General features: G+C 75.6%; 24 protein-coding genes. 10 read left to right on the top strand and 14 right to left on the bottom strand.

All coding sequences use genetic code 11. The annotated features are described in order from the left end of the window. Window positions 1-3: 3 nt before the first annotated feature. A complete protein-coding gene (locus IEW90_RS09385) occupies window positions 4-495 on the bottom strand; it encodes a peptide deformylase (RefSeq protein WP_188717871.1) in 492 nt (163 codons plus the stop codon). After that, on the bottom strand, window positions 492-3,896 hold the full coding sequence (locus tag IEW90_RS09390; protein WP_188717872.1) for a pyruvate carboxylase: 3,405 nt from the start codon (window positions 3,894-3,896) through the stop codon (window positions 492-494). The genes IEW90_RS09385 and IEW90_RS09390 overlap by 4 nt, the downstream gene beginning before the upstream one ends. A gap of 64 nt (window positions 3,897-3,960) precedes the next feature. Here IEW90_RS09390 and IEW90_RS09395 point away from each other — a divergent pair, with 64 nt between their 5' ends. Next, window positions 3,961-4,863 carry a ParA family protein gene (locus IEW90_RS09395; RefSeq protein ID WP_188717873.1) on the top strand — a complete coding sequence of 301 codons (903 nt, stop codon included), beginning with the start codon at window positions 3,961-3,963 and terminating at the stop codon, window positions 4,861-4,863. 67 nt (window positions 4,864-4,930) lie between these two features. On the opposite strand, the gene IEW90_RS09400 is transcribed toward IEW90_RS09395, so the two are convergent. The 5 genes from IEW90_RS09400 to IEW90_RS09420 all read right to left on the bottom strand — a co-directional run bounded on the left by IEW90_RS09400 (window position 4,931) and on the right by IEW90_RS09420 (window position 8,039). Next, window positions 4,931-5,509, bottom strand: coding sequence for a MerR family transcriptional regulator (locus IEW90_RS09400; protein WP_188717874.1), 579 nt, complete (start codon window positions 5,507-5,509; stop codon window positions 4,931-4,933). A 146-nt stretch (window positions 5,510-5,655) separates the two neighbouring features. Further along, window positions 5,656-6,339, bottom strand: a complete 684-nt coding sequence (gene ftsR / locus IEW90_RS09405; RefSeq protein ID WP_188717875.1) for a transcriptional regulator FtsR — start codon at window positions 6,337-6,339, stop codon at window positions 5,656-5,658. Then, complete coding sequence (locus tag IEW90_RS09410; RefSeq protein WP_188717876.1) at window positions 6,336-6,791, bottom strand: FHA domain-containing protein; 456 nt, start codon at window positions 6,789-6,791, stop codon at window positions 6,336-6,338. The genes ftsR and IEW90_RS09410 overlap by 4 nt, the downstream gene beginning before the upstream one ends. A 148-nt stretch (window positions 6,792-6,939) precedes the next feature. Continuing rightward, window positions 6,940-7,254, bottom strand: a complete 315-nt coding sequence (locus tag IEW90_RS09415; RefSeq protein WP_188717877.1) for an AzlD domain-containing protein — start codon at window positions 7,252-7,254, stop codon at window positions 6,940-6,942. After that, on the bottom strand, window positions 7,251-8,039 hold the full coding sequence (locus IEW90_RS09420; RefSeq protein ID WP_188717878.1) for an AzlC family ABC transporter permease: 789 nt from the start codon (window positions 8,037-8,039) through the stop codon (window positions 7,251-7,253). The genes IEW90_RS09415 and IEW90_RS09420 overlap by 4 nt, the downstream gene beginning before the upstream one ends. A 70-nt stretch (window positions 8,040-8,109) precedes the next feature. Between IEW90_RS09420 and IEW90_RS09425 the strand changes: the two genes are divergently transcribed. From IEW90_RS09425 to IEW90_RS09435, 3 genes are read left to right on the top strand one after another with little or no spacing between them, the layout of a single operon-like run. Further along, window positions 8,110-8,751, top strand: coding sequence for a DNA-3-methyladenine glycosylase I (locus IEW90_RS09425; RefSeq protein WP_188717879.1), 642 nt, complete (start codon window positions 8,110-8,112; stop codon window positions 8,749-8,751). Window positions 8,752-8,756: 5 nt separating this feature from the next. Then, complete coding sequence (locus IEW90_RS09430) at window positions 8,757-9,482, top strand: glutamine amidotransferase-related protein (protein ID WP_229679622.1); 726 nt, start codon at window positions 8,757-8,759, stop codon at window positions 9,480-9,482. Then, window positions 9,479-10,618, top strand: coding sequence for a glycerate kinase (locus tag IEW90_RS09435; protein WP_188717881.1), 1,140 nt, complete (start codon window positions 9,479-9,481; stop codon window positions 10,616-10,618). The genes IEW90_RS09430 and IEW90_RS09435 overlap by 4 nt, the downstream gene beginning before the upstream one ends. An 11-nt stretch (window positions 10,619-10,629) precedes the next feature. Here the strand turns inward: IEW90_RS09435 and IEW90_RS09440 are convergent, their stop codons facing one another. Continuing rightward, entirely contained in the window at window positions 10,630-11,649 is a 1,020-nt protein-coding gene (locus tag IEW90_RS09440) for an LLM class flavin-dependent oxidoreductase (RefSeq protein WP_188717882.1), read from the bottom strand. A 68-nt stretch (window positions 11,650-11,717) separates the two neighbouring features. Further along, on the bottom strand, window positions 11,718-12,893 hold the full coding sequence (locus tag IEW90_RS09445) for an acetyl-CoA C-acyltransferase (RefSeq protein ID WP_188717883.1): 1,176 nt from the start codon (window positions 12,891-12,893) through the stop codon (window positions 11,718-11,720). A gap of 175 nt (window positions 12,894-13,068) precedes the next feature. Between IEW90_RS09445 and IEW90_RS09450 the strand changes: the two genes are divergently transcribed. Further along, the gene (locus tag IEW90_RS09450; protein WP_188717884.1) at window positions 13,069-13,206 is read left to right on the top strand and encodes a hypothetical protein; all 138 of its coding nucleotides are present in this window, start codon (window positions 13,069-13,071) and stop codon (window positions 13,204-13,206) included. 63 nt (window positions 13,207-13,269) lie between these two features. Here IEW90_RS09450 and IEW90_RS09455 read toward each other — a convergent pair whose 3' ends face one another. Further along, window positions 13,270-13,863: a VOC family protein gene (locus IEW90_RS09455; RefSeq protein WP_188717885.1), complete on the bottom strand. Its 594-nt coding sequence runs from the start codon at window positions 13,861-13,863 to the stop codon at window positions 13,270-13,272. A gap of 197 nt (window positions 13,864-14,060) precedes the next feature. Here IEW90_RS09455 and IEW90_RS09460 point away from each other — a divergent pair, with 197 nt between their 5' ends. The 3 genes from IEW90_RS09460 to IEW90_RS09470 all read left to right on the top strand — a co-directional run bounded on the left by IEW90_RS09460 (window position 14,061) and on the right by IEW90_RS09470 (window position 16,957). Further along, window positions 14,061-15,335 carry a hypothetical protein gene (locus tag IEW90_RS09460; protein ID WP_188717886.1) on the top strand — a complete coding sequence of 425 codons (1,275 nt, stop codon included), beginning with the start codon at window positions 14,061-14,063 and terminating at the stop codon, window positions 15,333-15,335. Between the two features lie 2 nt (window positions 15,336-15,337). Next, window positions 15,338-16,624 (top strand): hypothetical protein, encoded by a 1,287-nt coding sequence (locus IEW90_RS09465; protein ID WP_188717887.1) that lies wholly within the window; start codon window positions 15,338-15,340, stop codon window positions 16,622-16,624. Between the two features lie 78 nt (window positions 16,625-16,702). Continuing rightward, window positions 16,703-16,957 carry a glutaredoxin family protein gene (locus tag IEW90_RS09470; RefSeq protein WP_188717888.1) on the top strand — a complete coding sequence of 85 codons (255 nt, stop codon included), beginning with the start codon at window positions 16,703-16,705 and terminating at the stop codon, window positions 16,955-16,957. Between the two features lie 85 nt (window positions 16,958-17,042). Here the strand turns inward: IEW90_RS09470 and IEW90_RS09475 are convergent, their stop codons facing one another. Continuing rightward, the gene (locus IEW90_RS09475) at window positions 17,043-19,586 is read right to left on the bottom strand and encodes an MMPL family transporter (protein WP_188717889.1); all 2,544 of its coding nucleotides are present in this window, start codon (window positions 19,584-19,586) and stop codon (window positions 17,043-17,045) included. A 130-nt stretch (window positions 19,587-19,716) separates the two neighbouring features. On the opposite strand from IEW90_RS09475, the gene IEW90_RS09480 reads away from it, so the two are divergent. After that, window positions 19,717-20,289 carry a TetR/AcrR family transcriptional regulator gene (locus tag IEW90_RS09480; protein WP_188717890.1) on the top strand — a complete coding sequence of 191 codons (573 nt, stop codon included), beginning with the start codon at window positions 19,717-19,719 and terminating at the stop codon, window positions 20,287-20,289. A gap of 6 nt (window positions 20,290-20,295) precedes the next feature. On the opposite strand, the gene IEW90_RS09485 is transcribed toward IEW90_RS09480, so the two are convergent. Further along, the gene (locus tag IEW90_RS09485; RefSeq protein WP_188717891.1) at window positions 20,296-22,290 is read right to left on the bottom strand and encodes an ATP-binding protein; all 1,995 of its coding nucleotides are present in this window, start codon (window positions 22,288-22,290) and stop codon (window positions 20,296-20,298) included. Between the two features lie 79 nt (window positions 22,291-22,369). Here IEW90_RS09485 and IEW90_RS09490 point away from each other — a divergent pair, with 79 nt between their 5' ends. Further along, window positions 22,370-23,530: an SLC13 family permease gene (locus IEW90_RS09490; protein ID WP_188717892.1), complete on the top strand. Its 1,161-nt coding sequence runs from the start codon at window positions 22,370-22,372 to the stop codon at window positions 23,528-23,530. Window positions 23,531-23,536: 6 nt separating this feature from the next. Here the strand turns inward: IEW90_RS09490 and IEW90_RS09495 are convergent, their stop codons facing one another. After that, window positions 23,537-24,307 carry an NAD-dependent epimerase/dehydratase family protein gene (locus tag IEW90_RS09495; RefSeq protein ID WP_188717893.1) on the bottom strand — a complete coding sequence of 257 codons (771 nt, stop codon included), beginning with the start codon at window positions 24,305-24,307 and terminating at the stop codon, window positions 23,537-23,539. Beyond that, on the bottom strand, window positions 24,307-25,149 hold the full coding sequence (locus tag IEW90_RS09500; protein ID WP_188717894.1) for an aldo/keto reductase: 843 nt from the start codon (window positions 25,147-25,149) through the stop codon (window positions 24,307-24,309). Before IEW90_RS09500 ends, IEW90_RS09495 begins: the two co-directional genes overlap by 1 nt. Between the last annotated feature and the right edge of the window lie 21 nt (window positions 25,150-25,170).

Here is a 25,170-nt window from a genome sequence, read left to right on the forward strand (position 1 = left end):
GGCTCAGTACCAGGGCGCCGCGCGCACGGCCTCGAGCGCCCGGGCGCGCATGCCGCGCTCGAGCGACTGCAGGTAGAGGCGGCCGTCGAGGTGGCCCATCTCGTGCTGCAGCATCTGCGCCATGAGGCCCTCGCCCTCGAGCACGACCTCGGCGCCGTCGAGGTCGACGCCCTCGACGCGGCACCACGGGTGGCGCGGCGTCGGGAAGCCGAGGTCGGGCACCGACAGGCAGCCCTCGTCGACGAGCTCGGGCTCGCCGCGCACCTCGACGATGCGCGGGTTGAGCACGTAGCCGACCTCGCCGTCGACGTTGAACGAGAAGGCCGCCTGCGCCGTGCCGATCTGGCAGGCCGCGACGCCCGCACGGCCGGGGAGCCGCACCGTGTCGAGGAGGTCCTGCACGAGCGCCGCCGTGCCGGGCGCGGCCGGGTCGACCGGCTCCGCCTTCGAGCGCAGCACGGGGTCGCCGAAGACGCGGATCTCGCGGACCGTCATGCCGGGCGCACCACGACGATGAGGTCGCCGGCCTCGACCGGCGTGGTGCCGGTGAGCGCCAGGCGCTCGACGGTGCCGCCGACGGGGGTCGTGATGGCGGCCTCCATCTTCATCGCCTCGATCGTGGCGACCGGGTCGCCCGCTGCGACCTCGTCGCCCTCGGCCACCTTCACCGTGACGGCGCCCGCGAACGGCGCGGCGACCTGGCCCGGCTGACCGGCGTCGGCCTTCTCGGCCTGCGGCTTGTCGACCTGCACGGAGCGGTCGCGCACGTACACCGGGCGCAGCTGGCCGTTGAGCACCGTCATGACGGTGACGATGCCGTCGTCGTCAGGGGTGCCCACGGCCTCGAGCTCGACGTTGAGGGTGACGCCGCGGCCGATGCCGACCTGGTGCTCCTCCCCCGCCTGCATGCCGTAGAGGTAGTCGATCGTGTCGACGACCGAGAGGTCGCCGTACTGCTCGCGCGTCTCCTTGAACGCCTTCGTCGGTCCGGCGAAGAGCAGCTCGTTGAGGGCGTCCTGGCGGTCGGCGCCGGGCTCGCGCAGGCGCGCGGAGTGCTCGGCCGGCACCGGCTTCACCGAGATGTCGACCGTGCGGCCCTCGAGCACCTTCGAGCGGAAGGGCTCGGGCCAGCCGCCCGGCAGGTCGCCCAGCTCGCCGGCCATGAAGCCGATGACGGAGTCGGGGATGTCGTACTTGCGCGGGTTCTCCTCGAAGTCGGCCGGGTCGACGCCCTGCGCGACGAGCTGCAGCGCGAGGTCGCCCACGACCTTCGAGGAGGGGGTCACCTTCGTCGGGCGCCCGAGGATGCGCGAGGCCTCCGCGTACCAGTCCTCGATCTTCTCGAAGTCGTCGGCGAGGCCGAGCGCGATCGCCTGCTGGCGCAGGTTCGAGAGCTGGCCGCCGGGGATCTCGTGGTGGTACACGCGGCCCGTGGGACCCGGCAGACCCGACTCGAACGGCTTGTAGAGGCGGCGGACCGCCTCCCAGTAGGGCTCGAGGTCGCTCACGGCCTGCAGCGAGAGGCCCGTGTCGCGCTCGGTGTGCGCGACGGCGGCGACGAGCGCCGACAGCGAGGGCTGGCTCGTGGTGCCCGACATCGCGGCGCTCGCCACGTCGACCGCGTCGACGCCCGCGGCCGAGGCCGCCAGCAGCGTCGCGAGCTGGCCGCCCGCTGTGTCGTGCGTGTGCAGGTGCACTGGCAGGTCGAAGCGCTCGCGGAGGGCCGCGACGAGCTTCGCCGCGGCGCCGGCGCGCAGCAGGCCCGCCATGTCCTTGATCGCGAGCACGTGGGCGCCCGCGTCGACGATGCGCTCTGCGAGGCCGAGGTAGTAGTCGAGCGTGTAGAGGTCCTCGGCCGGGTCGAGCAGGTCGCCCGAGTAGCAGAGCGCCACCTCGGCGACGCCCGTGCCCGTCGCGCGCACCGCGTCGATGGCGGGGCGCATCTGGTCGACGTCGTTGAGGGCGTCGAAGATGCGGAAGACGTCGACGCCCGTGCGGGCGGCCTCGTCGACGAACGCGCTCGTCACCTCGGTCGGGTACGGCGTGTAGCCGACGGTGTTGCGGCCGCGGAGCAGCATCTGCAGCGGGATGTTCGGCATCGCCTCGCGCAGGCGCGCCAGGCGCTCCCACGGGTCCTCGCCGAGGAAGCGGAGCGCGACGTCGTAGGTCGCGCCGCCCCACGCCTCCATCGACAGCAGCTGCGGCGTGAGCCGCGCGACGTGCGGCGCCACCGCGACGAGGTCGGCGGTGCGCACGCGGGTGGCGAGCAGCGACTGGTGCGCGTCGCGGAAGGTGGTCTCGGTGACGGCGAGCGAGGTGCGCTCGCGCAGGGCCTTCGCCCAGCCCTCGGGCCCGAGCTCCTGCAGGCGCTGGCGCTCGCCCGCGGGCGCCTCGGCCTCGAGGTCGACGGCCGGCAGCTTGATCGCCGGGTTGATGACGCCGTCGGCGGCGCCGTTCGGCTGGTTCACCGTGACGTCGGCCAGCCAGGCGAGCACCTTCGACGCGCGGTCCTTCGGCGGGTTGATGCGCGTGAGCTCCGGGTGCTCGTCGATGAAGCGGGTCGAGACGTCGCCCGCCTGGAACTCCGGGTGCTCGAGCAGGTTGAGCAGGAAGGGGATGTTCGAGGCCACGCCGCGGATGCGGAACTCGCTCACCGCGCGGTGCGCGCGGGCGATCGCGGTCTCGAGGTCGCGGCCGCGGCACGTGACCTTCGCGAGCATCGAGTCGAAGTGCGGGCTCACCTCTGTGCCCGGGTTGATCGTGCCGCCGTCGAGGCGCACGCCCGCGCCGCCCGGCGAGCGGTACGCGGTGATGCGGCCCGTGTCGGGGCGGAAGCCGTCGGCCGGGTTCTCGGTCGTGACGCGGCACTGCAGGGCCACGCCGTGCATCCGGATCTCGTCCTGCGTGAGCCCGAGCTCGGCGAGCGTCGCGCCCGCGGCGATGCGGATCTGGCTCGCGACGAGGTCGACGTCGGTGATCTCCTCGGTGACCGTGTGCTCCACCTGGATGCGCGGGTTCATCTCGATGAACACGTGCGTGCCGGCGCGCTCCCCCGCCGTCTCGAGCAGGAACTCGACCGTGCCGGCGTTCTCGTAGTCGATGGAGCGGGCGAAGGCCACCGCGTCGCGGTGCAGCGCGGCGCGCGTCTCCTCGTCGAGGTTCGGGGCGGGCGCGAGCTCGACGACCTTCTGGTGGCGGCGCTGCACCGAGCAGTCGCGCTCGAACAGGTGCACGGTGTCGCCCGCGGCGTCGGCGAGGATCTGCACCTCGATGTGGCGGGGGCGCACGACGGCCTGCTCGATGAACATCGTCGCGTCGCCGAAGGCGCTGTCGGCCTCGCGCATGGCGGCCTCGAGCGCCTCGCGGAGGTCCTCGCGGCGCTCGACGAGGCGCATGCCGCGCCCGCCGCCGCCGGCGACCGCCTTGCAGAAGACCGGGAAGCCGATCTCGTCGGCGCCGTCGAGCAGCACCTGGAGGTCCTGCGTCGCGGGCGTCGACCGCAGCACGGGCACGCCCGCGCTGATCGCGTGCTCCTTCGCCGTCACCTTGTTGCCGGCCATCGCGAGCACCCGCGGCGGCGGGCCGACGAACGCGATGCCGGCCTCTGCCGCGGCGGTCGCGAGCTCGGGGTTCTCGGAGAGGAACCCGTAGCCGGGGTAGATGGCGTCGGCGCCCGCCTCCTTCGCGACGCGGACGATCTCGCTCACCGTGAGGTACGCGCGCACCGGGCGACCGGGCTCGCCGATCTGGTACGCCTCGTCGGCCTTCTGGCAGTGGAGGGAGTTGCGATCCTCGTGCGCGTAGACCGCGACGGTGCGGATGCCCAGCTCGTTGGCTGCTCGGAACGCGCGGATGGCGATCTCTCCACGGTTGGCGACGAGGAGCTTCTGGAACATGCGTTGACCCTCCAGGGTGCGGCGGCGCGGGCTCCTCAATCTATCTGGCGTAGGCTTGACCGCCGTGCACGTACTCTCCATCAGCTCCCTCAAGGGCGGCGTCGGCAAGACGACCGTGACGCTCGGCCTGGCCTCTGCGGCGTTCGCCAAGGGGCTCCGCACCCTCGTGGTCGACCTGGACCCCCAGTCGGACGCCTCGACCGGCATGGACATCGAGATCGAGGGCCGCCTCAACGTCGCGGACGTGCTCTCGAACCCGAAGGACAAGGTCGTCCAGCAGGCCATCTCCCCCTCGGGCTGGACCCAGGGCCACGGCGGCACGATCGACGTGCTCATCGGCAGCCCCTCCGCGATCAACTTCGACGGGCCGCACCCGACGATCAAGGACATCTGGAAGCTCGAGACGGCCCTCACGACCGTCGAGAACGACTACGACCTCGTCCTCATCGACTGCGCCCCGAGCCTCAACGCGCTCACCCGCACGGCGTGGGCCGCCTCCGACCGCGTCCTCGTCGTCACGGAGCCCGGCCTGTTCTCGGTCGCCGCAGCCGACCGCGCGCTCCGCGCGATCGAGGAGATCCGCCGCGGCCTCAGCCCGCGCCTCCAGCCGCTCGGCATCGTCGTGAACCGCTCGCGCCCGCAGTCGCTCGAGCACCAGTTCCGCATCCAGGAGCTCAAGGACATGTTCGGGCCGCTCGTGCTCGAGACCGTGCTGCCCGAGCGCACCTCGATGCAGCAGGCGCAGGGCGCGGCCCGGCCGCTGCACGTGTGGCCCGGCGAGGGCGCGCAGGAGATGGCGCTGCAGTTCGACGAGCTGCTCCAGACGGTGCTGACTGCCGCGGGCCGCGGCGGCGGCGAGGCCGCCTCCGGCCGCAAGGTGCCGGCACCGACCGCCGCCGGCGACGCCGACGCGGCCGCCGAGCTCGAGGCGGCGGAGTCCGCCGAGGGCGACGAGCAGGCCAAGTAGCACCACCCCAGCACGACGAAGGGCGCCTCCCGCGGGAGGCGCCCTTCGTCGTGCTGGGGTGGTGGGCCTATGCGGTGCGGCTGCGGCGCGCGCGGCGCGCGGCGAGCTCGTCGACCTGGTGCTCGTCGACCGGCGTGACGTCGAGCTCGATGAGCTGCGTCTCGACCTCGCGGAGCACCTTGCCGACGGCGATGCCGAAGACGCCCTGGCCGCGGCCGAGGAGGTCGATGACCTCGTCGGTCGAGGTGCAGAGGTACACGCTCGCGCCGTCGGACATGAGGGTGATCTGCGTGAGGTCGCGCACGCCCGCGTCGTGGAGCTGCTGGATCGCGACGCGGATCTGCTGGAGCGAGATGCCGGCGTCGAGCAGGCGCTTCACGAGCTTGAGGACGAGGATGTCGCGGAACGAGTAGAGGCGCTGGCTGCCCGAGCCGTGGGCGGGACGGATCGTCGGGACGACGAGGTCGGTGCGCGCCCAGTAGTCGAGCTGGCGGTAGGTGATGCCGGCCGCCTCCGCGGCGATGGCGCCGCGGTAGCCGACGGCGTCGGACTCCTGCGGCAGGCCGTCGGTGAAGAGCACGCCCAGCTCGTAGGGGGCGTCGCCCGCCGGCTGGTCGACCTGGTCGGGGTCCTTGCCCTCGCGCATCGACGTTCCTTCCGCTGTGCTGTGGGGGCTCAACCTTCAAGAAGGGGTTGAGTGTTCCCACCGTAGCGACCCGTCGCCCCGCTCCTGCGGGGAGGGCGCGGCGTGTCGTCGCCGAGTCTACGCCGCGCCGCCCACGGGCGGCAGTGCTACACGCCCAGCGCGTCGCGCGTGAGGATGTCGCGGAGCGCCTGGATGTGCCCCGCGAGGTCGCGCGCGGCCTCGGCGGCGCGGGCCTGGCTGCCCGTCTCGCGGCGGCCGCGGATCGGCGCGAGCGCCGACTCGATGAGCGCCGCCTCGCGCTGCGCGGCCTGGCGCATGCCGCGCAGGTGGCGCGGCTCGATGCCGAATCGCTGGAGCTCCGCGAGCGCGCGCAGCGCCTGCAGCGCGTCCTCGCCGAAGGGCTCGGCGCCCGGGATGAGCTGGGCGGAGATCGCGTCGGCGAGCAGCTGCTTCGACGCACCGGCCTCCGACTGCAGCTCCGCGCGCGACAGGCGGCGCTCCGCGGTGAGGATCGAGGGCGCCTCGACCCGCACGTTCGCGCCCGGCAGCTGCGGGGTGCGGCCTGCGTCGATGTCGTCGAGGTGGCCGAGGATGACCTTGAGCGGCAGGTAGTGGTCGCGCTGCAGCGTGAGGATGAAGCGCAGCCGCTCGAGGTCGGCCTGGTCGAACTTGCGGTAGCCCGAGGGCGTGCGCTGCGGCGTGATGAGGCCCTGGTCCTCGAGGAAGCGCAGCTTCGACGGCGAGAGGTCGGGGAACTCGGGGCCGAGCTTCGCCAGCACCTGGCCGATCGACAGGAGGCCCGCAGGCTTCCTCGCGGTCTGTGCGCTCACGCCCGGGGCTCGAGGTCGAGCCGCGAGCGGTAGAACGTGAGGCGGAACTTGCCCACCTGCACCTCGGCGCCGTCGCGCAGCGCGACGTGGTCGACCCGCTCGCCGTCGTGGTACGTGCCGTTCAGCGAGCCGAGGTCGCGCAGCTCGAACTGCGTGCCCGTGCGCGAGAACTCGGCGTGACGGCGCGAGACGGTGACGTCGTCGAGGAAGATGTCGGCGTCGGGGTGGCGGCCGGCGATCGTGGAGTCCTGGTCGAGCAGGAAGCGCGCGCCCACGTTGGGGCCGCGGCGCACGACGAGGATGGCGGAGCCGGACGGCAGCGACGCGACCGCCTCGCGGTCCTCGGCGGAGGTGCCCGAGAGCATCGACGCGAGCTGCGCCCGGTAGTCGTCGCCCCACGACTGCGTGCTCTCGCCGTCGCGGCCCGGCGTCCCGGAGTCGTGCTCGGTCATGCGCTTCCTCCACGCGGTTCCGGCCGGCGGCGCCGGCGAGTGACGATCAGCATAGCGATCCGAGCCTGTGCGACGCCCACGGGGACCGAGGCACGCGCACGCTCGAACCATCGACACTAGCGGAGCCGGAGCCCGGCCGGGACCGGTCTCAGGCCGCCCAGCCGAGCGCGCGCAGGAGCGCGGCGGTGCCCGCCGCGGCGGCGACCGCGACGATGAACGGCGCGCGCACCGCGAAGAGCCCCGCGGCCACGAGCACGGCGGGGATGCGCGCGTCGGCGACGAGCGCCTCCCCCTGCCCGAGCGCCTGCACGGCGACGAGGCCCGCGAGCAGCGAGACGGTGAGCAGCTCGAGCGTGCGGCGCGGCCGCGGCGCGTCGAACAGCGCCGGCGGCACGGCGTAGCCGAGCAGCTTGATCGCGAGCACGGCGATGCTCGCGAGCAGGATGAGGTGCCAGAGCGTCATGCGCCGCCCTCCCGGTCGTGCTCCTGGCCGTGCTCGACGCCCGCGCTGCCGACCGGCCCGGGGCGCTCGTGGGCGCCGTGCCGGTGCTCGGGCCCGCCCGGATCCGGCATCCGAGACTCGTGGCGCGGGCCGAGCACGTTCGTGAGGCCCACGACGACGCCGACGAGCGCGGCGACCACCACGGGCAACCCGGCCGGCAGCGCGGGCAGCAGCGCCGCCGCGGCGACGGCGCTCGCCGCGGCGACCGCGATCGCCTGCCGGCCCTTGAGCCGCGGCCAGAGCAGGCCGACGAAGGCGGCGGCGGCAGCGGCGTCGAGGCCCCACTGGCGCGGGTCGCCGAGCAGGTCGCCCAGCAGCGCGCCGCCGAGGGTCGCGAGGTTCCACCCGATCCAGATGCCGACGCCCGTCACCCAGAACCCGACGCGGCGGGCGCGCGGCTCCTCCTGCGCGAGCGCGACCGCGGTCGACTCGTCGATCGTCACGTGCGCCGCGACGGGCAGCAGCGCCCCGCGCGGGTCGACGACGCGGCGCACGCTCATGCCGTAGAGGGCGTTCCGCAGGCCCAGCATGGCGGCGCTGGCGACGCCCGCGACCCCGCCGCCCGCGGCGACCGCGCCGATGAAGGCGAACTGCGAGCCTCCCGAGAACATGAGCATCGACAGCACCATCGCCTGCCACACGTCGAGCCCGCTCGCGACGGCGAGCGCGCCGAACGAGAGGCCGTAGGCGCTCGTGGCGACCACGACCGACACGCCCTCGCGCCACGCGCGCCGCACCGGATCCATCCCGCCAGGCTAGGGCGCCGGAGCGGCCCGGGCCGCCATGGGCGTCGGGGGCCGCGGGTAGCGTGGGGGCATGCACCTCATCGTCGGCGAGGACGGCCTCGCGCGGCCGCCGTGGGCGGCGACCGACCCGCTGCTGCGCGCCTACTACGACGAGGAGTGGGGCATGCCCGTGCGCGACGAGCGCGGGCTGTTCGAGCGGCTCTCGCTCGAGGCATTCCAGTCGGGGCTCTCGTGGGCGACGATCCTGCGCAAGCGCCCCGCGTTCCGCGAGGCCTTCGCCGGCTTCGACCCCGACGCCGTCGCCGCCTTCGACGAGGACGACGCGCTGCGGCTCATGGCCGACGCGGGCATCGTGCGCAACCGGCGCAAGATCGACGCGACGATCGGCAACGCGCGCGCGACCGCGGCGCTGCGCGCCGACGGCGGCCTGCCGGCGCTGCTGTGGTCGGCGCGGCCGGCGACGACCCCCGTGCCGTCGTCCTTCGCGGAGGTGCCCACGCAGTCGCCCGAGTCGGTCGCGCTCGCGAAGGCGCTGCGCGCCCGCGGGTTCGCCCACGTCGGCCCGACCACGATGTTCGCGCTCATGGAGGCCGTCGGCATCGTCGACACCCACCTCGTCGGCTCCCACCGCCGCGGCACGAGCGGCGCCTGGCTGCCCGACGGAGCCCCGGATCCGCGGTTCGCGGCGCCCGGCGCGAGGGCCGCGGCGTGAGCGGGATGCGCGGCATCGTCGTCGTCCAGTCGCGCCCCGAGGACGACGTCGCCGACGCCGAGCTCGAGGCCATGGTGCGCTTCGGGCGGCTCGACGCCGCGCGCATCCACCGCATCCGGCTCGACCGCGAGGCGCCGCCGGCGATCGACCTCACGGACGTCGACGGCATCCTCGTCGGCGGCGGGCCCGCGAACTTCACCGACCCGCCCGGCGTCGCGCCGGCCGCGCAGGCGGTCGTGGTGCCCTGGCTCACCGACCTCGCCGCCGCCGTGCTGCGCGCCGACCTCCCCTACCTCGGCGCGTGCCTCGGGCTCGGCGCCGTCGTCCACGCGCTCGGCGGCCGGATGGTGAAGGGCGTCGCCGAGTCGGTCGCGCCGGTCGAGCTCACCCTCGTCGGGCAGGACTGGCTCACCGACGGCCTGCCGCGGGCGTTCACCGCGTTCGGCGGCCACAAGGAGGGCATCGTCGACGCGCCCGCCGGCACCGAGCTGCTCGCGGTCTCGGCCCTGTGCGCGCACATGCTGCGCGTGGGCGAGCACGTCGTCGCGACGCAGTTCCATCCTGAGCTCGATGGCCCCGGGCTCGCGCAGCGCATCGTCGCCTACCGCGACCACGGCTACTTCTCCCCCGCCGAGGTCGACGACCTCGTCGCCGCGGGCCACGCCGCCCGCGTCGAGCACCCGCAGGAGATCCTCCGCCGCTTCGCCGAGCGCTACGGGCTCGCCGCGTGAGCGGGGCAGGCGCGTCGCGGGTCGTCGTCGCGTTCGACGCGTTCAAGGGCTCGCTCACGGCCGAGGAGGCGTGCGCAGCCGCCGCGCGCGGCGTGCGCACGGCGGTGCCGGATGCGACGGTCGTCGCAGCTCCGATGGCCGACGGCGGCGAGGGCAGCCTCGACGCGCTGCTCGCGCGCGGCGGCTCGGCCCGTTCCACGGCCACGGTCGACGCGATCGGGCGGCCCGCGACGGCCACCTGGATCCTCGACGGCGACGAGGCGGTCGTGGAGCTCGCGCAGGCCGCCGGCCTGCCGCAGGTCGAGGACGCGCCGCTGCGGCCGCTCGAGGCATCGACCGCCGGGCTCGGCGCCGTCGTGCGCGACGCGCTCGACGCGGGCGCCGCCGGCATCACCCTGCTGCTGGGCGGATCCGCCACGACCGACGGCGGCGCCGGCCTGCTCGTGGCGCTCGGCGCGCGGCTGCTCGACGCCGCAGGCGCGCCGGTCGCGCCGGGCGGCGGCGGGCTCGCGGAGGTCGCGTCGCTCGACCTCTCGGGGCTCGACCCGCGGGCGCTCGCCGTCCGGTGGCGCTTCGTGACCGACGTCGACGCGCCGCTCACCGGACCGCTCGGCGCCGCGGCCGTGTTCGGCCCGCAGAAGGGCGCCTCGCCCGCCGACGTCGCCGCGCTCGACGCCGCCCTGGCGCGCTTCGCCGCGATCGGCGCCGAGGCGCTCGACGTGCCCGTCGCGGCGATCGCCGACGTGCCCGGCGCGGGCGCCGCGGGCGGCGTCGCCTCGGTGCTGCGGGCGCTCACCGGCGGCGAGGTCGTCGCGGGCGGCGCCTGGTTCGCCGCGCTCGCCGGCCTCGACGAGGCGCTCGACGGCGCCGCGCTCGTGCTCACGGGCGAGGGCCGCTTCGACGGGCAGTCGGCGGGCGGCAAGGTCGTCTCGGTCGTGCACGCCGCTGCCGTGCGGGCGGGCGCGCGGCTGTGCGTGCTCGCCGGATCCGTCGACCCCGACGCGGCCGCCGCGATGGGCGTGCCGGCGTTCTCGCTCGCGACGGGCCCCGCCGACCTCGCCGCGCTGCAGCGCGACGCGGCACGTCTCCTCGAGGCGGCCGCCGCATCCGCGACCCGCCTCGCGCTGGGGCGCTAGCTGCCCCGGCGTCAGCCGGCGGCGGGCTCCGCCGCGGGCTCCGCGTCGCGCAGCGCACCGGCGGCCTCGAGCAGCCCGAGCGCCCGCACGCGCTCGGCCGTCGTGCCGTGCACGGCGAGGATGAGCTCGTCGGCGTCGGCCTCCACCTGGAAGCGGCGCAGCTGCTCGGCGGCCTGCTCGCCCGGGCCGAGGGCCGTGTGCTGCGTCATCTTGAGGATGCCGGCGGCCTGCGGGCTCGCGGCGAGCGCGTCGAGCTCGTCGTCGCCGATCGTCTGGCCGATGGGGTTGCCGCGCAGCAGGATCCCCTTCACCCGCGAGCGCACCACCTGCTGCTGCATCGTGCGTGCCTCCTCGAGCGTCGGCGCGACGACGGCGTTGATGCCCGCGATGACGTGCGGGGCGTCGAGCTGCTCGCTCGGCCGGAAGGTCTCGCGGTAGGTCGCGACGGCCTGGTGCAGCGCGTCCGGGGCGAAGTGCGAGGCGAACGCGTAGGGCAGGCCGAGCCGCGCCGCGAGCTGCGCGCCGAAGAGCGACGAGCCGAGGATCACGAGCGGCACGCGCGTGCCCTCGCCCGGGATCGCCCGGATGCCCGGCACGACCGAGGCGCCGGCCAGGTAGCCCTGCAGCTCGACGACGTCCTCGGGGAAGCGGTCGGAGGCGTGGATGTCGCGCCGCAGCGCCGCCCAGGTGCGCTGATCGGTGCCGGGAGCGCGGCCGAGCCCGAGGTCGATGCGGCCGGGGTGCAGCTCGGCGAGCGTGCCGAACTGCTCGGCGATGACGAGCGGCGAGTGGTTGGGCAGCATGACGCCGCCCGAGCCGAGCCGGATCCGCTCGGTGTGCGCCGCGACGTGGGCGATGAGGACGCTCGTCGCGCTCGACGCGATCGAGGGCATGTTGTGGTGCTCGGCGTACCAGACCCGCTCGTAGCCCAGCCGCTCCGCCTCCTGCGCGAGCGCGACGGAGCCGGCGAGGCTCTCGCGCACGGTCTCGGTCGGGGCGATGGGGGCGAGGTCGAGGATCGAGAGGCGCATGCCGGAGGCAACCGAGCGGCCCGCCGGTCTGTTCCCGACGGGCCGCTCGGATGCTGCGGAGGCTGCCGCTAGACCGCCTCGAGCACGATCGCCGAGCCCTGGCCGCCGCCGCCGCAGATGCCGGCCGCGCCGATCGCGCCGCTGCCGGCCTGCGCGAGGCGGCGGGCGAGGTGGCCGACGATGCGGGTGCCGCTCGCGCCGATCGGGTGGCCGAGGGCGATCGCGCCGCCGTTGGCGTTGACGATCTCGGCGTCGACGCCGAGCTGGCGCGTCGAGACGAGCCCGACGGCCGCGAAGGCCTCGTTGATCTCGACCGCCTGCAGGTCGGCGGCGGTGCGGCCCGCGCGGCCGAGCGCCTGCTCGATCGCGTCGGCGGGCTGCGAGTGCAGCGAGACGTCGGCGCCGGCGACGAAGCCGGTGGAGAGGATGCGGGCGATGCCGGTCACGCCGTGCTCGGCGGCCCAGGCGTCCGAGACGAGCACGACGGCGGCGGCGCCGTCGGTGATCTGCGAGGCGTTGCCCGCCGTGATGGTGCCATCGCTCACGAAGGCGGGGCGGAGGCCCGCGAGCGACTCGGCGGTCGTGTCGGCGCGGACGCCGTCGTCGGTCGACACGGTGACGCTGCGGCGCCCGCCCGTCTCGATCGGCACGATCTCGTCGTCGAGCGCGCCCGACTCCTGGGCCGCGGCCAGGCGGCGGTGCGACTCGGCGGCGAACGCGTCCTGCTGCTCGCGCGTGACCTCGAAGCGCTCGTTGAAGCCGTCGGTCGACTCCCCCATCGGCACCTCGTCGAAGGCGTCGGTGAGGCCGTCGAACTGCATCGTGTCGATGAGCGAGGTCGCGCCGAACTTCGAGCCGGCGCGCAGCGGCGCCGCGTGCGGCGCGAGCGTCATCGACTCCTGCCCGACGGCGACGACCACGTCGGCCTCGCCGAGCTGGATCATCCGGTGGCCCGTGACGATCGCCTCGGTGCCCGACAGGCACACGGCGTTGACGCCGAGCGCGGGCACGGTCATCGGGATGCCGGCGCCCACCGCCGTCTGGCGGGGCGGGTTCTGGCCGACGGTCGCGGGCAGCACCTGGCCGACCACCACGGCGTCGACCGCGTCGGCCGCGACGCCGGCCTTCTCGAGCGCGTGCTTCGCCGCGTGCGCGCCGAGCGCCGTCGAGGGCACCTGGGCGAGCTGTCCGAGGAACCGCGCGAACGGGGTCCTGGCGTAGCCGGCGATGAGGGTCTGAGGCATGGTGACTGCTCCTTCGCAGCTCGGGGACGCGCGCAGGTCGTGCGCGCCTCCAGCCTACGCGCGTCGGCTCGGGACGTGCCGGGCGGCGGCGGCTCCCAGGCGCACGGGGTACAACGGAGCCGGATCCGTGCACGGGTCGGCGCCCGGCCGCCCGCGCGGACGGAAGGAGGCCGCCATGACCGACGAGCACCGCGAGCCGGAGCCCGGCACCGACGAGGCGCGCGCCGACCAGCAGCAGGTCGACGAGCAGGCGCACCACGACCCGGAGACCGAGGAGGACACCGCCTCGGGCGGCGCTCCCCAGGGGAGCTGAGACGAGCGGAGGGGCCCGGCGTCGCACCGGGCCCCTCCGCGTGCGCCGCACAGGCGCTGCCGCTCAGTCGCGGCGCGCGTCGTTCCCCTCGGGCCACTGCTCGGCGGTGTCCTCGTGGCCGGAGGTCGGCCGCGCCTCGCCGGCGCCCTCGTACCACTGCTCCGCCGTGTCCTGGTGGCCGCCCTCCGTCGCGACCGCAGGCCGCGCCGCGTCGTCCGCCAGGCTCGCGCCGGAGGCCGGGTCATGGCTCGACGAGCCGGCGATGTTCACCATCCAGAGGATGCCGAACCGGTCGACGAGCATGCCGAAGGTGTCGCCCCACGGCGCCCGCACGAGCGGCTCGAGGATCTGGGCGCCCTCGGCGAGGCCCTCCCAATACCGCGTGAGCGCCGTCTCGTCGTCGCCCGAGAGCGACACCTGCTGGCCGCCGGTGCCGCGGTCCATGCCCGGGGGCGTGTCGCTCGCCATGAGCGTGTGACCGTCGGCGGTCGTCAGCTGCGCGTGCATGACGAGGTCGGCGTCGTCCGGTCCGCGCGACTGGCCGGACTCCCCGAACGTCGAGACGTCGAGGTCGCCGCCGAAGACGCCGTGGTAGAAGTTCATCGCCTCGCGCGCGTCGCGCTGGAAGGCGAGGTAGGGGTTGAGCAGTGTCGCCATCGAGAGCCTCCGTGTCCGCGGCCGATCGGCCGCTCGGGGCAAGGGTGGCGCACCGGAGGACGCGCCGCTACCCCTCTCGGCCGTGAGGATCCGGAGGATCCCCCACGACTGGGCGCTGACAGGCGGCGGTCCGTTCCGTACGATGGGTCCGACAGCAGCGGCGGACGCCCGCGTGCCCTTGATGAGACGAGGACCGGGTGGACGAGCAGCGGACGCGGGCGGCAGCGCCCGACGACGCCGCGGAGCTGCGCCGTCGCAGCGAGGTGCTCGCCATGCTCGCCCGTCGGCGCCGTCGGCGCCGCACCCTGCTCGGCTCGATCGCCGGTGTCGCGATGCTCGCGGTCGTCGGCGGCTCGCTCGTCGCGTGGAGCGCGCAGGCGCGAGCCACATCGATCGCGGATGAGATCGAGCTGTGGCACGCCGAGCGCGACGACGCGCGCTGCCAGGTCGCGGCGCGGCTCGTGCTCGCGGTCGAGCTGGAGTCGCGCGCCGCGGACGTCGTCGCCGCGGCGGAGCACGTCTCGGAGGCCGAGGACCTGCTCAGCGAGGATGCGCGGCGTGCGTTCCGCGACCAGCGCGCGGCGCTGAGGACGTCGCTCGACTCCGGCGAGCTGCTGACGGAGGACGACCGCGTCACGGCGGCGCGCTGGCGCGCCGAGGCCGAGGCCAGCGGCGATGCGGAGGCCTTCGACGTCGTCGCCGCGTGCACCGCCGAGGCCGCGCAGCGCCGCTCGCCGGTCGAGGGGGTGACGGCCGAGCGCGTCGACGCCCTCGCCGCGGAGCTGCGCGAGCTCGGCGATCCGCGCGCCCTCGACGCTGCGAGGCTCGATGCCCTGGACGCTGCGATCCGGGCGCTCGCCCCCTCCGCGATGGCGCTGGCGGAGGGCCGAGCCGAGCTCGGCGACCTGCGGGCGGCGTTCTCGGCATCCCCGACCGACGTGCTCGCCTCGCTCGGCTCGAGCGACGACGCGGTGCGCGACAGCGCGGAGGCCCTGCGTCGCGACGGATCGCCGCTCGCGGTCCTCGACCTCATCGAGTCGCTCGCGCTGCACGTCGCGTCGGCGTGGATGGCGGAGGCCTGGCAGCTCGAGGCGGACGGTGACGCGGCGGGCGCGGCTGAGCGGCAGTCGGCGGCCGCGCAGGTGCAGGAGGCGATCGCGCAGGCCGCCCCGCGGCCCCGGCCGATCGCGTCGCCGGCCCCTCCGGTCCAGCCGAGCGCACCCGCCCTGCCCGAGGGCCCGCGGCCGAGTGCTCCGAGCTCGCCCGCGCCCCAGCCGACCGCGCCGCCGAGCCCGTCGTCGCCCCCTGTCGCTCCGACCACGCCGCCCGGCCCGGTCGATCCGCCGGTCGACCCGTCTCCCGAGCCCGAGCCCGAGCCCGAGCCGCCCATCTTCCCGACGCCCGTCGATCCGAGGCCCACGCTCCCCGATCCGATCGAGACCACGACGCCGATCGCGCCGGACGGCGCCTGACGATGCGCGAGGAGGCGGCCCCCGCTGCGCACGCCGGCGACGCGACCGCGGCCGTCGCACCGTCGCGCCGTCGTCGCCTCGCGCTCGTCGTGGCCGGCGGCGCCCTCGTCGCCTCCCTCGTGGCCGGTGCGGTCGCCGTCGGCTGGAGCGGCGACGCCCGCGCCGCGGCCGCCGCCGCCGGCATCGACCGCTGGCACGACGAGCACGACGCCGCGGGCTGCGGGCTCGAGGTGCGCATCGTGCGCGCCGTCGCGCTGCAGGACCGCGCCGCCGACGTGCTGGACGCCGCCGCCGACGTCGAGCACGCCGCCGAGCTGCTCGGCGAGCGGCAGCGCTCCGCGTTCGGGCTGGGCCGGTCGGACCTCCTCGGCTCCTTGGCTGCCGGCGACTTCGTGACTGCCGACGACCGCGCGATCGCCGAGCGGTGGACGACGGCCGCCGACCGCGCATCGGAGCCCGCGGCCTTCGACGTGCTCGGCGCCTGCGTCGCCGGGGCCGCGGCCGCCCGGCCGGCGCCCGCCGTCGACGCCGGCGCCGAGGAGCTCGAGCGCGAGCTGCGCCGGCTCGGCGACCCTCGCGACTTCGACGACGCGCGCATCGACGGCCTCGAGGCGGCGATCGCCCGCTTCGCACCCGCCGCCATCGCGGTCGCCGAGAGCCGCACCGACCCCGCGGCGATGCGCGACGCGTTCGCGATCGTGCCCGACGAGCTGCGGATGCCGCTCGACGCCGCCGACGCCCGGGTCGCGGCGCTCCTCGCCGTGCTCGCCGAGGAGCGCGGCCCGGCCGACGTCCTCGACCTCGTGGAGGGCGTGACGCTGCACGTCGCCTCCGCCCGCGCGGCCGACGCGTGGCGGCTCGAGGCGGAGGGCCGCGCCGAGGCCGCTGCCGCTGCGGCGGTCGCCGCGCAGCGCGCCCGCGACGCCGTCCGACAGGCTGCGCCGCGACCGATCACCGACCCCTCGCCGCTGCCGCCCGCCGGCCTCCTGCCGGCCCTCCCGCCCGAGGCGCCGTCGCTGCCGGGGACGACGGATCCCGGCCCGCCCGGGGAGTCCGGACAGGGGCCCGGCGACCCGCTGCCGGCGCCGCCCGAGGAGCCGGGCCAGGAGCCCGGCGACCCGCTGCCGGCGCCGCCCGAGGATCCCGACCCCACCGACCCCGGCACGACGGACCCCTCGCCGAGCGACCCCCCGCCCTCGCCGGAGCCGAGCCTCGAGCCGGCGCCTGCGCCGACGCCCACGCCCGATCCCTCGGCGCCGCCGGCGCCCACGCCGCTCCCGACGCCCTGAGGGCCGACCCGGCCGCGCCCTGAGGGCCGACCCGGCCGCCGCGCAGGGACGGCATCGCCCCTGCCGTAGCGTGGGGGCATGAGCGACACCACGATCCGCATGTACGGCGCCGACTGGTGCGGCGACTGCCGCCGCACCAAGCACCAGCTCGACGGCCTCGGCGTCGCGTACGAGTACATCGACGTCGCGGCGGACGAAGCCGCGGCGCAGGAGGCCCAGCGCATCGCGGGCCGCCAGAACATCCCGGTCGTCGTCTACCCCGACGGCTCGCACCACGTCGAGCCCTCGAACCCCGAGCTGCAGGCGAAGCTCGAGGAGCTCGCGCTCGTGTGAGCCCGCTCCCCCGACGACCACGGCGGCCCCGCGCGATGCGGGGCCGCCGTCGTTGTGCGTGGCCGGAGCCCGATGCGGGTCCCGGTCAGTGCGCCGGGTGCCGCCGCTCGAGCTTGGCGCCCTCGACGTCGACGTCGGGGATGATCCGGTCGAGCCATCGCGGCAGCCACCAGGCGCCGCGCCCCACGAGGTGCATGATCGCCGGCACGAGCAGCATCCGCACCAGGAAGGCGTCGAAGAGCACGCCGAGCGAGAGGCCGAGGCCCATCGCCTTGATGATGACGGAGTCCGAGGCGATGAAGCCGGCGAAGACGGCGATCATGATGAGCGCCGCGGCGATGACGACCGAGCGGCCCGCGCGGAAGCCCTGCGCGACCGCGAGCCGTGCCGGCGCCCCGTGCACGTACGCCTCGCGCATGCCGGTGGCGAGGAAGAGCTGGTAGTCCATCGCGAGTCCGAAGAGGATGCCCACGAGGAGCACCGGCAGGAAGCTGAGGATCGGGCCCGGCTGCGGCACGCCGAGCAGGTCGCCGAGCCATCCCCACTGGAACACGGCCGTGACGGCGCCGTAGGTGGCGAACAGCGAGAGCACGAAGCCCGCGGTCGCGATGAGCGGCACGAGCAACGAGCGGAACACCATCACCATGATGAGGAACGACAGGCCCACGACGACCGCGAGGTAGGTCGGGAGGACGTCGGCGAGGCCCTCCGAGATGTCGATGTTCGACGCGGCCTGGCCGGCGACGCCGAGCGTGACGTCGCCGTCGATGGGCGGCAGCGACCGCAGCTCGCGCACGAGCGCCTCGGTCGACTCGCTGTTCGGCCCCTCGGCGGGCACGACCTGGAACGCGGCGAGGCGGTGGTCGTCCGAGACCGCGACGGGCGCGACCGCGACGACGTCGTCCTGGGCGGCGAGCTCGCGCGCGACGGCGAGCTGCTGCTCGACCACCGCGTCGTCGTCGAGCCCGTCGGGCAGGTCGGCCGTGACGAGCAGCGGGCCGTTGGCGCCCGCGCCGAACGACTGCTCGGTGAGCGTGAACGCGCGGTAGGCGGTGGAGTCGGCGGCCTCGGAGCCGCCGTCGGGCAGGCCCAGGCGCATCGAGAGCGACGGGATCGCGATCGTGCCGAGCACGGCGACCGCGAGCAGCACCGAGACGACCGCGCGCGGCGTCGACATCGGGCGCACCGCCGTCGCGGCGCGCGTCGCGCCCTCCGACGCGGCGGCCGCCGCATCCGCCTTCGCCTGCGCGCGGCGGCCGATGATCCGGCGGCCCGCGAGGCCCAGCAGCGCCGGGGTCGCGGTGGTCGCGATGAGCACGGCGACGGCGACGCTCACCGCGCCCGCCACGCCCATGAGGGCGAGGAACGGGATGCCGGTGATCGCGAGCGCCAGCAGCGCGACGACGACGGTCGTGCCGGCGAAGACGACCGCGTTGCCGGCCGTGCCGTTGGCGAGGCCGATCGACTCGACGACGTCCATGCCGCGCAGCAGCTGCTTGCGGTGGCGGTAGATGATGAAGAGCGCGTAGTCGATGCCGACGGCGAGGCCGAGCATGACGCCGAGGATGGGCGTGACCGACGCCATCTGCACGAGCCCAGAGAACGAGAGCACCGCCATCGCGCCGATGCCGACGCCGAGCAGCGCCGTGACGATCGGGAACGCGGCGGCGAGCAGCGAGCCGAGCACGACGACGAGCACCACGGCGGCGAGCGCGACGCCCACCGCCTCGCCGACGCCGAGGATCTCCGGCACGCCCTGCGCGATGTCGGTCGAGAACGACGCCTCGATGCCGTCGATGGGCGACGCGAGCACGTGCTCCATCACCGCGTCCTTCGACTCCTGCGGGAGCTCGAGGCGGGTGAGGTCGAACGAGATGGTGGCGAGAGCGGTGGCGCCGTCCTCGGAGACGAGCCGGACGCCGTCGGCGAGCTCGAGCAGCTCGGCGCCCTGCTCGAGCTGCGCCTCGCCGTCCTCGAGCTCGGCGCGGCTCTCGTCGAGCTGCTGCTGGCCCGCCTCGAGCTGCTCGCGGCCCTCGTCGAGCTGCGCCTGCTGCGCGTCGAGCTGCGCCTGCTGCGCGTCGAGCTGCGCGGTGGGGAGGCCCGCGGCCTCGAGCTGCGCGCGGCCGGCGTCGAGCTGCTGCTGGCCCGCGTCGAGCTGCGCCTGGCCCGCCTCGAGCTGCTCGCGCTGGGCGTCGAGCTGCGCCTGGCCGGCCTCGAGCTGCGCCCGCCCGTCCTCGAGCTCGGTCCGCCCGTCCTCGATCTGCTGGGCCTGGTCCGCGCGCTCCGCCTCCGTGGCGAAGGGGTCGTTCGTGCCCGAGACGTCGGGGAGGCCCTCGGCGCCCGCGACGACCTCGGCGATCGCGGCCTGCTGCGCGCCGTCGATCGGCTGGCCGTCGGTGCGGTGGAACACGACCGTGCCGGTCGCGCCGGCGAAGTCGGGCAGCTCCTGCTCGAGCTCGGCGATCACCTCGCCGGAGGCGGTGCCCGGGATGTCGAAGCTCGACGAGAGGCCCTTGAAGCCGATGAGGAAGCCGCCGGCTGCGAGGCCGAGCACGACCATCCAGGCGACGAGCACCGTCCACGCCCGCCGCGCGGCGAACGTCCCGATGCGGTGCAGCAGCTCAGCCAATGTCGTCCCTCCGCTGTGGGCGCACCGCCGGACGGGCGCTCCCGTCCTCGACAAGCGCGACCAAGATAACACGCACCGTCTCGTCTAGGCTATGAGCATCCGCCCGCTCCTCCCCCACCCCGGAGGCACCATGCCGCTCCCCCGCACCGGCCCCGTGCGCAGCGAGGCCGCGCGCGCCGCGATCCTCGCCGCGACCGCCGAGCTCTTCGCCGAGCGCGGCTACGAGCACCTCACCATCGAGGGCGTCGCGCAGCGCGCCGGGGTCGGCAAGCAGACGATCTACCGCTGGTGGCGCTCGAAGGGCGCGCTCGTGGCGGAGTGCCTCATGGAGGGCCGGCTCTTCGGCGACCGACTCGCGGTGCCCGACACGGGCGACGTGCGCGCCGACCTCGAGGCGTGGCTGCGCACGGTGCTCACCCTCGTCGACGCCGAGCGGGGGCTCGTGCTCTCGCTCCTGGGCGCCGCGGCCGAGCACGCGGAGGTCGCCGAGCGGCTCGACGCGAGCCTCACGTTCTCGGCCTCGATCGCCGACCGCCTCGAGGCCGGCACCGGCACGACCGCCAACCTGCGGCCCGGGGTGGCGGCGCGCCTCGCCGACGCGCTCATCGGCGCGGTCGTGCTGCGGGCGCTCAGCCGACAGCCGTCGGCCGACGACGACGCGGCCGCCATGCTCGACGCGCTGCTCGGTCCCGCGACGCGCTGAGCCGCGTCAGCGCTCGCCGAGCGCCGCCGGCACCGCGGAGGCGAGCCGCAGCACCGCCGTCAGCCCGCCGTCGGCGTTGGCGCGGAGCGTCGCCGTGCCGGCGTTGCGCCGCACGAGCTCCGCGACGATCGCGAGGCCGAGGCCCGTGCCCGGCACGCTGTCGCGCTCGGCCTCGGGCGCGCGGTAGAAGCGCTCGAAGGCGTGCGCCATCGACGCCTCCGACATCCCCGGCCCCGTGTCGGCGACCGCGATGGCGACCTCGGCGCCCTCGTCGTGCGCCGACAGCGCGACGCGGCCGCCCGCGGGCGTGAACTTGAGGGCGTTCGCGAGCACGTTGCCGACCGCGCGCGCGAGGTCGGCGCGCACCGCGAGCACCGCCTCGTCGTCGGCGACGACCTCGATGCGGACGCCCTTGCCGCGGGCCAGGGCGGCGTGCGCGGCGACGGCCTCGTCGAGCACCTCGCGGCAGCGCACGGGCTCCCGTCGGCGCGTGCCGCCGGGCTCCGCGGAGGCGCTGCTGAGGGTCAGGAGGTCCTCGACGAGCTGCGAGAGGCGCGCGGCGTTGCGGTCGATCGCCTCGACCCATTCGCGCTCGCGGCCCGGCAGCTCGCCCGCGTCGGCGAGCAGCTCGGTGTAGCCGACGATGCTCGTGATGGGCGTTCGGAGCTCGTGGCTCGTGGTCGCCAGGAAGTCGTCGCGCTGCCGCTCGAGGTCGGCGCGGATGGAGCGGGCGGCGTCGTGCTCGATCTCGGCCTCGAGCCGCGCCTGCTGCGCGGCGAGCACCTCGGTGAGGTCGATCATCTGGATCGCGAAGCGCTCGGCCTCGCCGTCGATCCGGTTGGCGGCGAGCGTGATGGTGCGGCCGGCCGCGCGCACCGTGATCGGCTCGCCCGAGGCGAGCGCCGCCCGGGCGGCGCGCAGCACGGGACCGTCCCAGACGTCGGCGTCGTCGAGCTCGTCGGCGAGCAGCGATCGGGCGGAGGGGTTCGACCACGCGATCCGCGCCTCCCCCTCGACGCGCTGGACGATCGCGAGGCCGACCTGCGCGTCGACGAGGCTGCCGGTGAGCAGGCGCGTGGAGGCGTCGAGGCGGCGCGAGAGCGCGCGCAGCTCGTACTGGGCGGAGACGAGCACGATCGCGACCGACGAGAACGTGACGAGGAAGAGCTCGACGAGCGCCGCCCCCGTGAGCAGGTCGATGCCGTCGGCGGCGAAGGGGCCGCCGCCGCGGAGCGTCAGCACGAGGATGGCGAGCCCGCCGACGACCGACTCCGCGAGCACGACGCGGATCGGGAACCGGAAGGCCGCCCACGCGAGCGCGATGTAGGGCGCGAACGCGAGCGGCAGCGTCTGGCCCGGCCAGAACACGGCGAGCACCACGGCCGCCAGCACGACGACCTGCACGACCATCTCGACCGGCCCGGCGCGCACCGGCAGCGGCTTCGGCAGCAGCGCGACGGGCGCGAGCATGCTCACCGCGGCGGCATGCGAGGCGGCGACGAAGGCCGCCGTCGGCCACCAGGCCCCGCCCTCGAGCAGCGCGACGACGGCGGCCGCGAGCACGCCCGCCGCGACCGCCGCGGCCATGACCGCGACGGTGAACCGCACCGCGGGCCGGAGGCCGGAGAGCCGGAACGCGCGCACGGCCGTGCCGAGCACGGCGACGACGATCGCGACCTCGGCCGCGTTGATGAGGCCGAACAGGCCCGACACGGCGATCGAGCGCCCGGCCACGGCGTTGGCGGCGAACGTGGCCACGAGCACGAGCAGCAGCGCCCACGGCAGTCGGCGGCGGCCGTGCAGCACGCCCCACAGCACCGCGAGGCCCGCGGCCGGCCACCAGAGCGCCACGGGGCTCCCGACGGGCGCGAAGAGCACGCCGGAGAGCCCGGCCGCGAAGATCGACGCGAGCGCCACGACCCAGGCCCACCACGGAGGCTCCCACCGCGGCGGCGCGGCGGACGCGGCGTCGAGGATCGGCCCGTCAGGGATGGCGCTCACGTGAGAACGGTACGGCCTCCGGCGGCGCACCGCGCGCACTGCGAGCGCAGGGTCCGCCCAGCGCGACTACTGTCGGCTCGTGCGACTCGCGCTCGTCGGCCTCGGCCTCCTGCTCGTCGGCGGCGCGGCGGCGCTGACCGGCCTCCTGCCCGCGGCCGACGCCGAGGCGCTCGGCGAGCGGGTCTGGCCGATCCTGGCGTACGTGACCGCGGTGACGGTGGTGGCCGAGCTCGCGGCGGAGGCCGGCCTGTTCCGGGCGATCGCGGGCCGACTGAGCGGGCTCGCGCGCGGCCGCGCGCTCGTGCTGTGGCTGCTCGTCGCGGCCCTCGCGGTCGTCGCGACCGCGTTCCTGTCGCTCGACACCACCGCGGTGCTGCTCACGCCCGTCGTGGTGCTGCTCGCCGCCCACGCGGGCCTGCGGCCGCATCCGTTCGCGCTCGCGACCGTCTGGCTCGCGAACGCCGCGTCGCTCTGGCTACCCGTCTCGAACCTCACGAACCTGCTGGCGGCGCACCGGCTCGGGGTCGAGGGGCCGTGGGCGTTCCTCGCCCTGCTGTGGGCGCCGGCGCTCGTGGCGACGCTCGTGCCGATCGGCGTCATGCTCGTCGTGTTCCGCCGCGAGCTCGCGGCCCGGTTCGTGCCGGACGCGCCCGAGCCGGTGGAGGATCCGGTGCTGCTGCGGCTCTCGGCGGTCGTCGTCGCCGCGCTGCTGCCGCTGCTGGTCTCGGGGATCGACCCGTGGATCCCCGCCACGGGCGCCGCCGCGGTGCTCGTGGCGGCGTTCGCGGCGCGCCGGCGCGAGGCGCTCGGCATCGGCCTCGTGCCGCTGCCGCTGCTCGTGTTCGCCGCCGGCCTCTTCCTCGTCGTCGAGGCGGCCCATGCGATGGGGCTCACGGCCGCGCTCGCCGCGGTCGCGGGCGGCGGCGACGACCTCGGCTCGCTGCTGCGGCTGTCGATGGGCGGGGCCGTCGCGGCCAACGCCGTCGACAACCTGCCGGCCTACCTCGCGCTCGAGCCGCTCGCCGACTCCCCCGTCCGGATCGCCGCCCTGCTCGTGGGCGTGAACGCCGGTCCGCTCGTCACGCCGTGGGCATCGCTCGCGACGCTCCTGTGGCACGCCCGGCTCGTGCGGCTCGGCGTCGAGATCTCGTGGCGCCGGTACGCGCTGCTCGGCCTCGTCGCGGCGCCGCTGACCGTCGTGGCCGCGACCGTGGCGCTCTGGGCCGCGCACGGCGCCTAGGACGGCCTACGACCCCTTCGGCCAGTCGTCGGGCACCGGTGCGCCGTGCGGGGTCGCGGGATCGGCTCCGACGTCCGACCACGAGTCCTGCGGGCGGTAGCCGAGGTCGAGCATCGTGTTCGTGAGGTCCCAGCGCCGGTTGGGGTTGTCGGAGATCGCGTAGTACAGGCCGAAGCGCACGTCGGCCTCGATCGCGCAGCGGAACACCCGCTCCGCGTCGTCCTCGCTCAGCCACATCGCGTGCAGCAGGTCGAGGTCGGCCGAGGCGGGGTCGTCGGTCATCCAGCCGATCCGGAGCGCGACCACCGACAGCCCGTGCTCGTCGGCGTAGAAGCGCCCGAGGATCTCGCCGAACGCCTTCGAGACGCCGTAGAGCGAGTCGGGGCGCTGCAGGTGGTGCGGGTAGACGGGCCATTCCTCGAGCCGGTCGTACATGCCCATCGCGTGGTTCGACGAGGCGTACACGACGCGCTCGACGCCTGCCTCGCGCGCCGCCTCGAGCACGTTCCGCGCGCCGACGATGTTCGCGCCGAGCACATCCTCCCAGGTCGACTCGGGGCTCGCGCTGCCCGCGAGGTGCACGACGACGTCGACGCCCTCCATGAGCGCGCGGACGGCGTCGTAGTCGGTGAGGTCCGCCTCGCGGAGCTCGCGCTCCTGCTCGGGCGTCCGGGGCGTCCGGCCGTGCATGACGACGTCGTAGTCCTCGCGCAGCCGATCCGACAGCAGCAGGCCGATCCCGCCCGTCGCGCCGGTGATGAGCACGCGGCGGGCCACTACAGCTCCTCGTAGCGCGCCGGGTCCTGGTCGGCGAGCCGGCCGTCGGGGCGGCCGAGGGCGGTGATGGCGGCGAGCTCGTCGCCCGAGAGCAGCAGGTCGACGGCGCCGAGGTTCTCGGCCTGTCGCTCGGGCGAGGCGGCCTTGGGCAGCGGCACCGCGCCCCGGCCGATCGCCCAGGCGAGCACGACCTGCGCGGGCGTGGCGCCGCGCTCCTGCGCGATGCGCACGACCTCGGGGTGCTCGAGCAGGTCGTTGCCGCGCCCGATCGGGCTCCACGCCTGCGTGATGATGCCGTGCTCGCGGTCGTAGGCGAGCTGCTCCTCCTGCGGGAAGTACGGGTGCAGCTCGACCTGGTTGACCTCCGGCAGCACGCCGGTGGCCTCCCGGAGCCGGTCGAGGTGCTCCGGCAGGAAGTTGCAGACGCCGATCGCGCCGACGAGGCCGCGCTCCTTGGCCTCGATGAGCGCCTCCCACGCCTCGACGTACTGCCCGCGGCCGGGGTTCGGCCAGTGGATGAGGTAGAGGTCGAGCCGCTCGAGGCCCGTGCGGGCGACGCTCTCCTCGATCGTCGCGATCGCGGCGTCGTGGGCGTGGTGGCGGCCGGGCAGCTTCGACGTGACGACGAGCTCCTCGCGCGGCGTGCCCGCGGCGACGGCGGCGCGCACGGCGGCGCCGACGGTCCCCTCGTTCTCGTAGTTGAAGGCGGAGTCGATGAGGCGGTAGCCGCCCCGGATCGCCCCCTCGATCGCCTCGGCGCCCCCGGCGCCCTTGAGGCGGTAGGTGCCGAAGCCGACGACGGGGAGGCTGAGGCCGGCGTGGGCGGTGGTGGTGGGGATCATGGTGCTCCTTCCGCCCGCGAC

Origin of the sequence: Agrococcus terreus, assembly GCF_014645235.1 — a bacterium.
Classification (GTDB): domain Bacteria; phylum Actinomycetota; class Actinomycetes; order Actinomycetales; family Microbacteriaceae; genus Agrococcus; species Agrococcus terreus.